Genomic DNA, 12,865 nt, shown 5'->3' on the forward strand with positions numbered 1-12,865 from the left:
CCGCAGTCTAGGGCAGGGTGCACATAAAGCAAGCGCCATGCTGCGACGAAAGTCGGATGGCGATCTAGCTTTTGTTGACCGTTCGTTCGCCCGGCGGAAAGCTTTCGGTCCAGACATTGCCGTCCGTATCCTCGACCCGGACGTTGATCGGCTGGCCATCCGGTTGATAGCGAAAGCGGAACACCGGATCCTCGCTGACCGAGATCCCCGCCGCCATCGAGAACAGCAGTGCGTCACCCTGGCGCACGTCCAGGCGGTCGATGAAATGGGCCGGGATGTTCAGCAGCGTCACTTGGTCGCGCTGAAGGCCCGAAAAATTCGGGTGCCGGATCATCAGCGTGCCGATCTCCGCTCCGTCCTGAACCTCGCTGCGCCAGCGCATCTGGCCCATGGTCGCCTTGGTCGCGGCCATGTCCTTGCCCGCCGGTGCCGAACAGCCGCCCGCGGCCTTGACGAAGCGCCCGGCCATGATCTGCGTGCCGTCGGCCTGGGTCGCGATGGCGCGGACGTCGGAATAGCTGTCGACCCGGACGCGCACCTCGAAATCCAGGGGCATCAGCGCGGGACCAAAGGCGTATTCGGCGGCGACGGGTGCAGGGTTCTCGTCAATGACCAGGGTCAGGGCGTCGATGGCGGGAGCGTCGGCCGCCTGCGTCAGACGGATGGGCACGATGGCCGCGTCATGGGCGCGGGTCGGTGCGTCCAGGTCCAGCACCGTCGCGTCCTGCGGCGGATCGCTGTCCAAATCCATCACCGCCCCGCGCAGATCCTCCCAGGTCGGCGATGGTTGCAGCGCGTTGTCCTGCGCCATCGCGGGCGCGGCCGGCAGCGCCGCCGTCAGGGTCAGCCACAGTCTCATTGCCTCATCCTCCCTTGGACATCCTCCGATAGACGAATTCGGTGGTCGTGGCGGCGGCGTCCTCCTCGGCGCGTGCCACGACCCCTGCATGCAGCGGAGATTTCGAACAGACCGGGTCCGTGGCCCGCGCGTCGCCGGCCAGCGCCATCGCCTGGCAGCGGCAGCCGCCGAAATCGACGGACTTGCGGTCGCAGCCGCGGCAGGGTTCCGGCATCCACGCCGTGCCCCGGAAGGCGTTGAAGCTGTCGGACAGGTGCCAGATGTCGGACAGCGACCGCTCCTGCACGTTCTCGAAGCGCATCCAGTCGATGGTCTGGGCGGCGTGGCAGGGCAGCACGGTCCCATCAGGCCCGACGTTCAGCCCGGTCGAGCCCCAGCCCCCCATGCAGGCCTTGGGATAGACCGCATGGTGATCGGCGGGGACGTAATCGATGACCATCCGTCCGCGCAGCCGGACGCGGGCGGCGTTGACCACCTGTCGCGCGAATTCGGCCTGTTCGCGCGTGGGCATCAGCGCGCCGCGGTTGCGGTCGGCCCATCCGTGGAACTGGACGGTCGCCACCTCGATCCGCCGGGCGCCAAGGCGTTCGGCCAGATCGATCATGTCGGGCAGGCGGTCCATGTTCTGGCGGTGGACGACGGCGTTGATGGTCAGCGGAAAGCCGATCTCGGTGACCCAGTCGCTGAAGGCCATCTTCTTGTCCCAGGACCCCGGATGGCCGCTGATCCGGTCGGCCATGTCCGGGCGGATGCCCTGCAGCGACAGCTGGACATGATCGACGCCCGCGCGGTCCAGTTCGATCAGCCGGTCACGGGTGATGCCGATGCCAGAGGTGATCAGGTTCACGTACAGCCCCGCGTCGCGCGCATGGCCCACGATCTGCGCCAGATCGCGCCGCGCACCGGGTTCACCGCCCGAGATGTGCACCTGCAGCACGCCCAGATCGGCAGCCTGCCGGAACACCCGGCCCCAGTCGTCGGCGCCGATCTCGCGCGACGCGCGGACCAGATCGACCGGGTTCGAACAATAGGGGCAGGCCAGCGGACAGCGGTGCGTGACCTCGGCCAGCATCGCCATGGGCAGGCCGGGGGTGACGGGGTTGCCGTCCAAGTCGCGGGGCTGGTGCTGCTGGTCCTTCATGCACTGTCCCTGACAAAGACCATGCGCCGTTCGATCAGCCCGGTCAGGAAATCGCGCACGTCGCCGCCGATCTGGTCCACCGGCGCGTCATAGCGCGCGGCCAGATCGCGCACGATCCGGTCCACGCTGCGGGCGCCGTCCAGTTCGGACAGGATCGCCTCTCCGATCTGGTCCAGCTGCATCGCGCGTTCCGGGGCCTGCAGCACGCGGATGCCGCGCACGCGGTCGCCCTGCAGCCGCACGCCGCGCGGCAGATAGGGGATGTCGTCGGGTCCGATCAATGCGGTCATGCGCGCATCCCCTCTCCGGGCCGCCAGGCCCCGGGGGGCGTGCGCCCCTCGACATAGCCGTGCCACAGCGCGTCCAGCTGGGCCCACAGCACGTCGGTCTTGAAGGTCAGCGCGGCGGCGGCGGCGTCCTGCTTCTCCAGCGTGTCGGCATGGGTCAGGACATAGTCCAGGCCGAACTTGACGTCCTCGGGCGCCTCGGTCAGGCGTTTCTTGAAATAGGACAGGCTGCTGTCATCGGCGAAATCGTAATGCTGCAGCAGACCCTCGATCCGCTGCGCATGGATGCGGGGCGCGAACAGTTCGGTCAGGCTGGCCGCCACCGCGTCCAGTAGGGGCATGTCGCGCACGAAGCGGACATAGGCATCGACCGCGAACCGTGTCGCCGGCATGATGCCCACGCCCGATGCGACATAGTCCGGGTCAAGCCCCACCGCCTGCGCCAAAGCCAGCCAGCGGCGGATGCCGCCGCCCTCGGTCTGGCCGCCGTCGTGATCCTCGATCCGCTTGCGCCAGGCGCGGCGCAGGTCGGGATCCTCGACCCGGCTCATGAAGGCCGCGTCCTTCATGGGGATGCGCGACTGGTACATCCAGCGGTTGATGACCCAGGCCCGCACCTCGTCCGGGGTGCACTGCCCGCCATGCAGGCGGGCGTGGAACGGGTGACGGTCGTGATAGCGCGCGGCGCCGATGGCGCGCAGGCGGGCCTCGAAATCCTCACGGGACTGGGCGGTGGCTTGGACGTCCTTCACAGCGTGATCTCCATTCCGTCGCGGGCGACCTGCCAGCCCTGTGCCGCGGCCTGGGCCGCCTGCGGGCTGTCCGGGTCGGTCAGCGGGTTCGAATTGTTCATGTGCACGAAGATGCGCCGGCCAATCGGCGTGTCGGCCAGGGCGGGGATCGTGTCGGTCACAGCCATGTGCCCCATGCGGCGACCGGTCTTGCGGCCCAGACCCATGCGGATCATCTCGTCGTCGTCCCACAGGGTGCCGTCGAAGAACAGCGCATCCGCCCCCGCGACGCGGTCGCGCAGCCAGTCGGGCATGTCCGCGCATCCGGGGATGTAGAACGCGCGCCGGTCCGCGCTGCGCAGCTCGACGCCCACGGTGGTCTCTCCGATCAGGCCGGTCTCGACCGTGGCGCCCTCCTGATACAGTGGCACCTTGCCCGGCACGGCGAACAGCGTCGCGGTCAGGCCGGGGGTCAGCGGGATCGTCTGGTCCAGCGCGACGGTCCGGCGTGGGACAAAGTCGGGGTTCACCGCAGCCATCATCGGGTTCGCCGCCAGCGCATCATGGATCGCCTGCGTCGCGAACAGATCGAAGGGCTGGCTTTCGCGCAGCGTCAGCAGCCCGGCCACGTGATCGATGTCGCCATTCGTGACCAGGACCGACCGCAGCGGCATGGTCCGCGGGCCGGACGGATGCAGCGCGGGCGTCGCTGCCAGTTGCGCCCGGATGTCGGGCGATGCGTTCAGGATGGCCCAGTCGCGCCCATCGGCACTGACAGCGATCGAGCTTTGGGTCATCGACGGAATACGTCCAGCGCGGGCCGCGTCGCAATTGCCGCAGCCGCAGTTCCATTGCGGAAGGCCACCGCCCGCCGCCGCCCCAAGGATGATGATCCGCATCGGGTGTCGTGCCTTACGATAAGAAAGCCCCGCCCGAACGAGTTCGGACGGGGCCGCATTCTTGCCTGCGGTACAGGCTCAGAACAGGACGGGCTCGTCCTCGGCGGGTGCGTACATGTTGATTTCCATGCCGCAAGCGATCTCGGTCAGGATAGGTTTGGTCCAGGCCATGTTGTGCTCCTCCTACATGCCGGTGGCGCCGCTACAGAAGGCGACTGGATTCAAATCTAGTATAGAGACAGGATGAATCAACACGACAAAGGTCGCAAGGTCGTGACCATTTCGTGAAGACGGGCCGCAAAAGGGGACGGAAGGACGATGTTTCACCTGGTTCTGGGCGTCTGTCTGGCGATGGCCGCCGATCAATGCGGCCAGGTTCTGCTGCCCCAGGGCGATTCGGCGACGGCCCAGGGGTGTCGGACGCAGGCCGCGCAGGTCGCGGATGCGTGGCTGGCCGCGCGGCCCGATCTGACCGGCAGTGCGCCGGAATGCCGCGCCAATGCCGATCTTCCGGCGCTGGATCTGCAGCAGGTCGCGCCGGGCGTTCATGTCCATTTCGGCGATTCTCACCAGATGGAGGAGACCCCGGACGGGCGCATCGCCAACCTGGGGGTGATCGTCGGCCGCGATGCGGTGGCGGTGATCGATGCGGGGGTGTCGCGGGCGCAGGCGCAGGACCTCTATGTGGCGATCCGGAGGATCACCGACCTTCCGGTGCGACACCTGATCCTGACGCACATGCATCCCGACCACGTGCTGGGCGCGCAGGTGCTGTCCGAGGCCGGGGCCCGCATCACCGCGCATCACGCCCTGCCGCAGGCGCTTCAGGCGCGGGCGGCGGGGTATCTTGACGCGCTGGTTGGTCTTTACCCGGCCCCGGACTGGATCGGCACGCAGGTGGTCATGCCCGACGACCTGGTCGATGACCGCCGCCAGATCGACCTGGGCGATCGGTCCCTGCTGCTGCGGGCATGGCCCGCGGCCCATACCGACAGCGACCTGACCGTGCTGGACCGCAGGACGAACACGCTGTTCACCGGCGATCTGCTGTTCCGGGACCTGACGCCGGTGGTGGACGGATCGCTGCTGGGATGGCTGGAATGGCTGGACAGCGACCCGGCGCGCGGCGCAGGCTTGATCGTGCCGGGACATGGACCGGCCAGCGAATCATGGGCCGACGCATCGGCACCCCAGACCGCATTATTGAAAGCGCTTGCGACCGCGACGCGCCGGGCCATTCAGGACGGGTTGCCCCTGTCGCAGGCCGTGCCCGCCATCGCCAATGCATTGCAGCCGATGCAGAATTCATGGAATTCCTATCCAGAGACGGTGGCGCGGAACGCAACCGCGGCCTACAAGGAACTGGAATGGGAATGAGAAGCGTTTGACAGGTTCGCCAGAACTGGCAAATGTTCGCGTTAACAGCCGGGCGAAACAGGTCCGGGGACTTTCAGGGAGGAAGACTTGAAAACCGCATTGTACACGACCGCCGCGATCATCGCGCTGACCGCTGGCAGCGCGCAGGCGCAGCTGGTGATCGAACCGGGCAGCGACGACCGCATCAACTGGGCCAGCCTGGACGAGTTCAAGGCCGCGAATTCCGACCTTGAGGGGCAGAGCTTCAACATCCTGGGCCCCTGGCTGGGCGGCGACCAGGAGCTGTTCCAGTCGGTCATCGCCTATTTCAACGAGGCGACCGGCGCGCAGGCGAACTATTCCGGTTCCGACAGCTTCGAGCAGCAGATCGTCATCGACAGCGAGGCCGGATCGCCCCCCGATGTCGCGGTCTTTCCGCAGCCGGGCCTGGCCTCGGATCTGGCCGAAAAGGGCTTCCTGCGCCCCCTGGGCGAGGAGACGGCGCAATGGCTGACCGACAACTATGCCGCGGGCGAAAGCTGGGCGGCGCTGGGCACCTATGCGGGCCCCGACGGGACCGAGGCGCTGTACGCCTTCCCGTACAAGGCCGACGTCAAGTCGCTGGTCTGGTACGTCCCCGAGAACTTCGAGGATGCCGGCTATGAGATCCCCGAGACCTACGAGGACCTGAAGGCCCTGACCGAGCAGATCGCCGAGGAGGGAGAGACCCCCTGGTGCATCGGCCTGGGATCGGGCGGCGCGACCGGCTGGCCCGCGACCGACTGGGTCGAGGACCTGATGCTGCGCACCGCCACGCCCGAGGATTACGACGCCTGGACGACCAATGCGATGCCGTTCAACGACCCCAAGGTCGTGGCCGCGATCGACGAGTTCGGTTGGTTCGCCAAGAACCCCGATTTCGTCGCGGGCGGCGTCGGATCGGTCAGCGCGACCGATTTCCGCGAAAGCCCCGCCGGCCTGTTCGACAGCCCGCCCGCCTGCTACCTGCACCGTCAGGCCAGCTTCATCACGACCTTCTTCCCTGAGGGCACGGTCGTGGGCGAGGATGCCGACTTCTTCTACATGCCCGCGCCCGCATCGGGTGACCTGGGCCAGCCCGTCCTGGGCGGCGGCACCATGTTCGCGGTCCTGTCGGACAACCCCGCCGCGATGGCCTTCGTCGAGTTCCTGAAGACCCCCGTCGCGCACGAGATCTGGATGGCGCAGCAGGGCTTCGTCACGCCCTATACCGGCGCCAATGTCGAGGCCTATGACGATCCGACCGTCCGCCGCATGGGGCAGATCCTGCTGGACGCGACGGTCTTCCGGTTCGACGGGTCGGACCTGATGCCCGGCGCGATCGGCGCGGGGGCGTTCTGGACCGGGATGATCGATTTCGTCGGCGGCGCCTCGGCACAGGACGTCGCGGACAAGATCCAGGCCAGCTGGGCTTCGCTGAACTGACGACGACCGGCGCGGCGGCCGCGACGCCGCCGCGCCCCATGATCCAGGGGGGAGACCGGGAATGGAATTGCTGTGGTTGGCGGTCAGCACGATCGCGATCGGGGTCTTTGGCTGCGTGGCCTGGTTCTGGGGGTCGAACTGGCTGCTGGACCGCATCTATCCGCCGCGCGGGGCGCAGGCGGGCGACAACATCCGGCGGGCGAACCAGATCCGCCCCTGGCTGTTCCTGGGGCCCGCGATCCTGTTCCTGACGACCTATCTGGTCTATCCGGTGCTGGACAGCCTCTGGCGGTCGCTGTTCAATTCGAACGGATCGCAGTTCGTCGGCCTGGACAACTATGTCTGGCTGGTGAACGACGGCAAGTTCCGGGAATCCATGCTGAACAACATGGCCTGGCTGCTGGTCGTGCCGGCCCTGTCCACGCTGTTCGGCCTGCTGGCCGCGCAGCTGACCGACCGGCTGAAATGGGGCAACATCGGCAAGTCGCTGATCTTCATGCCCATGGCCATCAGCTTTGTCGGCGCGGGCGTGATCTGGAAGTTCATCTATGAATACCGCGCCTCGGGCGAGACGCAGATCGGCCTTCTGAACTGGATCGTGACCCAGCTGGGTGGAGAGCCGCAGATCTGGCTGACCCTGCCGGTGTGGAACAACCTTCTGCTGATGATCGTGCTGGTCTGGATCCAGACAGGCTTCGCGATGGTCATCCTGTCGGCCGCCCTGCGCGGCATCCCCGAGGAGACGATCGAGGCCGCCATCCTGGACGGCGCATCCCCCCTGCAGGTCTTCTTCAAGATCAAGGTGCCGCAGATCATGGGCACCATCGCGGTGGTCTGGACCACCATTACCATCGTCGTGCTGAAGGTCTTCGACATCGTCTTCGTCATGACCAACGGGCAATGGGGCACGCAGGTGCTGGCGAACCTGATGTATGACTGGATGTTCCGCGGCACGCCCGATTACGGGCGCGGATCGGCCATCGCCATCGTCCTGATGATCCTGGTCACCCCGATCATGGTCTGGAACATCTACAACGCACGCAAGGAGGTCCGCTGATGGAGGGGATGGCTGGACAGAAGTCGTCGCTGGCCTGGGCGGTCAACATCGCGGCCTTCCTGCTGGTGCTGCTGTGGACGATCCCGACGCTGGGCCTGTTCGTGTCGTCGTTCCGCGACCGCGACCAGATCTCGACCTCGGGGTGGTGGCAGTCGTTCTCGGGGTCGGTGCAGACCGGTTTCGTGCGTTCGGGCACGGCCGAGGACCAAGTGCAGGAGGGCGATCTCTATGTGATACAGGGCAGCGCCCTGGAGGGTACGCAGGAGTTGACCGCCTGGGGCACCAGCGCGCGCCAGCCCGATGCCAACGCCCCCGGCGACACCGTCGAGCTGGAGCCGGGGATCGATCTGACCGTGGCCGAGGACGGCAGCTATCGCATGACCTCGGCCCAGCCCTTCGAGATGCGGCGGGGTGAACGGATCTTCACCACCACCCTGTCGCCGCCGGCCTTCACGACCGACAACTATTCCCGGGTTCTGACCGCGGGCGGGTTGGGGCGCGCCTTCATGAACACCATGACGGTGACGATCCCCGCCACCGTCATCCCGATCCTGATCGCGGCCTTTGCGGCCTATGCGCTGGCTTGGATGCAGTTTCCGGGCCGGGCCCTGCTGACGGCCTGCGTGGTGGGGCTTCTGGTCGTGCCGCTGCAGGTGGCGCTGATCCCATTGCTGCGGCTGCACAACGAACTGGGCATCGGCAAGGGATACCTGGGCATCTGGCTGGCGCATACCGGGTTCGGCTTGCCGCTGGCGGTCTATCTGCTGCGAAATTACATGGTCGGCCTGCCACGAGAGGTCATAGAGAGCGCCCGCGTCGACGGCGCGACCGAATTCCAGATCTTCCGCCGGATCATCCTGCCGCTGTCCTTCCCGGCCCTGGCCAGTTTCGCGATTTTCCAGTTCCTGTGGGTCTGGAACGACCTGCTGGTGGCCACGGTGTTCCTGGGCAACACGCGCGAACAGCTGGTCATGACGGGCCTGCTGCGAGAGCTGATGGGATCGCGCGGAGGTGAATGGGAGATCCTTGCAACTTCGGCCTTTATCTCGATAGCGGTGCCGCTGCTGGTGTTCTTTGCCATGCAGAAATATCTGGTCCGCGGATTGCTGGCCGGCTCCGTGAAAGGTGGATGAACTTGACTGAACAGACGACGGATTGGTGGAAGGGCGGGATCATCTATCAGATCTACCCGCGCAGCTTTCAGGACACGACCGGCAGCGGCACGGGCGATCTGGCGGGCATCGCCCAGCGCTTGCCCTATGTGGCGTCCCTGGGGGTCGATGCGGTCTGGATCTCTCCGTTCTTCACCTCTCCGATGAAGGATTTTGGCTACGACGTCAGCGATTACTGCGGCATCGACCCGATCTTCGGCACGATGGAGGATTTCGACTGGCTGGTCCAAAGCGCGCACGAGCTGGGTCTGAAGGTCATGATCGACCTGGTGATGTCGCATACCTCGGACCAGCATCCCTGGTTCAAGGAAAGCCGCGCCAGCCGCGACAACCCGAAATCGGACTGGTATGTCTGGTCGGACCCGCGCCCGGACGGCACGCCGCCCAACAACTGGCTGTCGATCTTCGGCGGCAGCGCGTGGCAATGGGATGCGCGGCGCGAACAGTATTTCCTGCACAACTTCCTGTCGTCGCAGCCGGACCTGAACTTTCACAACCCTGCCGTCCAGGATGCCCTGATCGAGATGGCGCGGTTCTGGCTGGACAAGGGCGTCGACGGCTTCCGGCTGGACACGATCAACTTCTATTTTCATGACGCCCAGCTGCGCGACAACCCGCCCCTGGCGCCGGAACTGCGCAAGTCGGACACGGCCCCCGCCGTGAACCCCTACAACCACCAGAGCCACCGCTTCAGCAAATCGCAGCCCGAGAACCTGGCCTTTCTTGAACGGTTCCACCAGGCGCTGGTGCCCTATGGCGCCGCCGTCGTGGGCGAGATCGGCGACAGCGAGCGCGGGCTGGAACTGCTGGAGGAGTATACCGGCGTGCCGGGCCGGGTGCAGATGTCCTATGTCTTCGACTTCCTGTCGGGTGACGACCTGCCCGCCGCGCGCGTGGTCGAGGTGTTCGACAAGCTGCACCACATCGCGCCCAACGCCTGGCCCTGCTGGGCCATGTCGAACCATGACGTGGTGCGCCACGTCACGCGCTGGAACCTGCCGGACCAGGCCGCCAAGGCCTATGCGACGGTGCTGTTGTGCCTGCGCGGGTCGGTCTGCCTGTACCAGGGAGAGGAGCTGGGCCTGCCCGAGGCCGAGCTGCGCTTCGAGGATCTGCGCGATCCCTATGGCATAGAGTTCTGGCCCGAGTTCAAGGGCCGCGATGGTTGCCGGACGCCGATGGTCTGGGACATGGGTGTGAACGGCGGTTTCTCGACCAGCCAGCCCTGGCTGCCCGTGCCGCATTCGCATCTGCAGCGCACCGTCGTCAGCCAAGAGGCCGACGCCCAGTCAATGCTGCACCATTATCGCTGGGCGGTCGGCCTGCGCCGCAAGCACAGCGCATTGCGCTGCGGAAACATGACAGACATCAAGGCCGAGGGGCCGGTGCTGTCCTTCCGCCGCCGTGACGACAAGCAGACCCTGCTGATCCGCGCCAACCTGTCCGACGACGATGCGGGCGGGCTGATGCCGTGGCAGGTCCAGATCATCGAAGGGTAGGGGAGGAAGACCGCAAATGGCCGATCTGAAACTGACGGACGTCGCCAAGTCCTATGGCGACGTGCAGGTGCTGAGGGACATCGACCTGGACATCCGTTCCGGAGAGTTCATCGTCTTTGTCGGGCCGTCCGGCTGCGGGAAATCCACGCTCTTGCGCATGATCGCGGGCCTGGAGCAGATCACCGGGGGAGAGCTGAAGATCGGCGGGCAGGTGATGAACGACATCCCGCCCAGCCAGCGCGGCATCGCGATGGTGTTCCAGTCCTATGCGCTGTACCCGCATATGACGGTCCGCGACAACATGGCCTTCGCGCTGAAGATCGCGGGCCAGTCCAAGGAGCAGATCCAGGCCGCCACCGACCGTGCCGGCAAGATGCTGCAGCTGACGCCCTATCTGGACCGCCTGCCCAAGGCCCTGTCGGGCGGCCAGCGTCAGCGCGTGGCCATCGGGCGGGCCATCGTGCGCGACCCCAAGGTCTATCTGTTTGACGAACCGCTGTCGAACCTGGACGCCGCCCTGCGCGTCGCCACCCGGATCGAGATCGCGCAGCTGAAAGCTTCGATGCCCGACCGCACGATGATCTATGTCACCCACGACCAGACCGAGGCGATGACCCTGGCCGACCGCATCGTGGTGCTGGCCGGCGGCGGCATCGCGCAGGTCGGCGCGCCGCTGGAACTGTACGAGCGTCCGATGACCGAATTCGTGGCCCAGTTCATCGGCAGCCCGGCGATGAACCTGCTGCCCGGGCGGGTCAAGACCGTGGGCGCCATGACCACCGTCGCGCTGGACGTGGGCCTGGAGGCGCAGGTCGCCATCCCGACCCGCGCCGGCGACGAGGGCATGGTCGTCAACCTGGGCGTCCGCCCCGAGGACATGCGCGAGACCGACGGCACCCCGGTCTTCGAGGGGACCGTCGATCTGACCGAGGCCCTGGGAGAGGTCACGCTGCTGTACTTCGGCACCGGGGCCGAGACCGCGCCGATCACCGCCAAGCTGCCGGGCATCCACCCGGACCTGAAGGGCAAGCGGGTCCGGCTGACCGCCGATCCCCATGCGCTGCACCTGTTCCACAAGGGACAGTCGCTGCTGTACCGGGACGGCGCCGACCGTCTGCCGCCCTATCAGCCGCGCATGGCCGCGCCCTCGGGCAGCATGGGCGGCACGCCCGCGCATTCGAATCGCGGTCCGGAGCGGGCGATGGACGGGATGGTCATCCCCGAGGGCCCGGTACGCTGAACCCCGGGGGGCGCGACCAAAGTCGCAGATCGCGCCCCGCAAACCGTGCTATACTTTCCCCATCCTGAGGGGGAGACCATGACCGAACGCAACCACGCGGAGCTTGTGGCCGCGCAGTCGCAGTCACGCAGCGCCACCTCGGCGCTGGCCGCATCCTGGCGGCGGTCCATGCTGAAGCACGGGCTGGACCCCGCCGACCGCCGCCGCCCGGATCGCCTGTCCGACAGCGAACTGGCCGACCGCCATCAGGCGATGCAGGCCTTCCTGAACGTCGCCGGACCGCAGCTGGACCAGCTGTACAACCTGGTAGGCCTGTCGGGCTGCAACGTGCTGCTGACCGATGCGCATGGCATCGTGCTGGACCAGCGGGTGTCGGATGCCGACGCCCAGCAGTTCCGCGACTGGGGCCTGTGGCAGGGCGCCGACTGGTCCGAGGCCGCGCAGGGCACCAACGGCATCGGCACCTGCCTGGCCGAGGGCCGGCAGGTCACCATCCACCGCGACGAACATTTCCGTACCCTGAACACCGCGATGTCATGCATGGACGCGCCGATCTGGGGACCGGACGGGCGGCTGCTGGCCGCGCTGGACGTCAGTTCGGCGCGCGCGGACCAGACCGAACGCTACAACCGGCTGATCTCGGCGCAGGTGGCGCAGACCGCGCGGGCGATCGAATCGCTGTTCTTCCGGATGTCGTTTCCCGACGCGCGCATCGTGGTGGCCTCGGACGATCAGGGCGAACAGGCGGTGCTGCTGGCGGTGGACAAGGACGACCTGGCCATCGGCGCCACCCGCGCCGCCCGTCGCGCCCTGGGGCTGGAGCGCGAGGGTGCGATCCGCCCGCGCCCGGCCGCCGACCTGCTGGGCCGCCAGGACGACCTGACCGGGTTCGACCGGGCCGAACGCGCCGCGGTGATGCGCGCCTTGGCCCGCGCGCAGGGCAACGTGTCGGCGGCCGCACGCGCGCTTGGGATCGGGCGGGCGACGATGTACCGGCGCATGGCGCGCCTTGGGCTTGGTGAAAATCACGGAGGACTGTCTCACATGTGAGACAGCTTCTGCGCTGCGGCGTGGATCGGCGGTTGCGACGAATCACGCGCTGTCCGACGCTTTGCCCATACCCGGACCGGGAGATCCGGGGGTTGACATCCCGAGGAGGA

At 67.0% G+C, this 12,865-nt stretch carries 13 protein-coding genes; 7 read left to right on the forward strand and 6 right to left on the reverse strand.

Translation table 11 applies throughout. From position 1 onward, the window contains the following. Positions 1–64: 64 nt before the first annotated feature. The 6 genes from TW83_RS08380 to pqqA all read right to left on the reverse strand — a co-directional run bounded on the left by TW83_RS08380 (position 65) and on the right by pqqA (position 4,088). Positions 65–859 carry a quinoprotein dehydrogenase-associated SoxYZ-like carrier gene (locus tag TW83_RS08380; protein ID WP_045982311.1) on the reverse strand — a complete coding sequence of 265 codons (795 nt, stop codon included), beginning with the start codon at positions 857–859 and terminating at the stop codon, positions 65–67. Positions 860–863: 4 nt separating this feature from the next. Then, positions 864–2,000 carry a pyrroloquinoline quinone biosynthesis protein PqqE gene (gene pqqE, locus TW83_RS08385; RefSeq protein WP_045982312.1) on the reverse strand — a complete coding sequence of 379 codons (1,137 nt, stop codon included), beginning with the start codon at positions 1,998–2,000 and terminating at the stop codon, positions 864–866. After that, positions 1,997–2,290, reverse strand: a complete 294-nt coding sequence (gene pqqD / locus TW83_RS08390; protein WP_045982313.1) for a pyrroloquinoline quinone biosynthesis peptide chaperone PqqD — start codon at positions 2,288–2,290, stop codon at positions 1,997–1,999. Before pqqD ends, pqqE begins: the two co-directional genes overlap by 4 nt. Continuing rightward, a complete protein-coding gene (gene pqqC / locus TW83_RS08395; protein WP_045982314.1) occupies positions 2,287–3,039 on the reverse strand; it encodes a pyrroloquinoline-quinone synthase PqqC in 753 nt (250 codons plus the stop codon). Before pqqC ends, pqqD begins: the two co-directional genes overlap by 4 nt. Beyond that, on the reverse strand, positions 3,036–3,917 hold the full coding sequence (gene pqqB, locus TW83_RS08400) for a pyrroloquinoline quinone biosynthesis protein PqqB (protein ID WP_045982315.1): 882 nt from the start codon (positions 3,915–3,917) through the stop codon (positions 3,036–3,038). The genes pqqC and pqqB overlap by 4 nt, the downstream gene beginning before the upstream one ends. A 78-nt stretch (positions 3,918–3,995) precedes the next feature. After that, on the reverse strand, positions 3,996–4,088 hold the full coding sequence (pqqA, locus tag TW83_RS08405) for a pyrroloquinoline quinone precursor peptide PqqA (protein WP_042250260.1): 93 nt from the start codon (positions 4,086–4,088) through the stop codon (positions 3,996–3,998). 147 nt (positions 4,089–4,235) lie between these two features. Between pqqA and TW83_RS08410 the strand changes: the two genes are divergently transcribed. The 7 genes from TW83_RS08410 to TW83_RS08440 all read left to right on the forward strand — a co-directional run bounded on the left by TW83_RS08410 (position 4,236) and on the right by TW83_RS08440 (position 12,755). After that, complete coding sequence (locus TW83_RS08410; RefSeq protein WP_045982316.1) at positions 4,236–5,294, forward strand: quinoprotein relay system zinc metallohydrolase 2; 1,059 nt, start codon at positions 4,236–4,238, stop codon at positions 5,292–5,294. An 87-nt stretch (positions 5,295–5,381) separates the two neighbouring features. Continuing rightward, a complete protein-coding gene (locus TW83_RS08415; protein WP_045982317.1) occupies positions 5,382–6,737 on the forward strand; it encodes an ABC transporter substrate-binding protein in 1,356 nt (451 codons plus the stop codon). Positions 6,738–6,798: 61 nt separating this feature from the next. Next, positions 6,799–7,794: a sugar ABC transporter permease gene (locus TW83_RS08420; protein ID WP_045982318.1), complete on the forward strand. Its 996-nt coding sequence runs from the start codon at positions 6,799–6,801 to the stop codon at positions 7,792–7,794. Beyond that, the gene (locus TW83_RS08425) at positions 7,794–8,927 is read left to right on the forward strand and encodes a carbohydrate ABC transporter permease (RefSeq protein WP_045982319.1); all 1,134 of its coding nucleotides are present in this window, start codon (positions 7,794–7,796) and stop codon (positions 8,925–8,927) included. The genes TW83_RS08420 and TW83_RS08425 overlap by 1 nt, the downstream gene beginning before the upstream one ends. Continuing rightward, complete coding sequence (locus TW83_RS08430) at positions 8,924–10,465, forward strand: alpha-amylase family glycosyl hydrolase (protein ID WP_052714757.1); 1,542 nt, start codon at positions 8,924–8,926, stop codon at positions 10,463–10,465. The genes TW83_RS08425 and TW83_RS08430 overlap by 4 nt, the downstream gene beginning before the upstream one ends. Positions 10,466–10,481: 16 nt before the next feature. Beyond that, positions 10,482–11,705, forward strand: a complete 1,224-nt coding sequence (ugpC, locus tag TW83_RS08435; RefSeq protein WP_084697337.1) for a sn-glycerol-3-phosphate ABC transporter ATP-binding protein UgpC — start codon at positions 10,482–10,484, stop codon at positions 11,703–11,705. Between the two features lie 78 nt (positions 11,706–11,783). Further along, positions 11,784–12,755 (forward strand): GAF domain-containing protein, encoded by a 972-nt coding sequence (locus tag TW83_RS08440; protein WP_232303328.1) that lies wholly within the window; start codon positions 11,784–11,786, stop codon positions 12,753–12,755. Positions 12,756–12,865: the final 110 nt, after the last annotated feature.

The organism is Paracoccus sp. S4493 (genome assembly GCF_000967735.1).
GTDB classification, from domain to species: Bacteria; Pseudomonadota; Alphaproteobacteria; order Rhodobacterales; family Rhodobacteraceae; genus Paracoccus; species Paracoccus marcusii.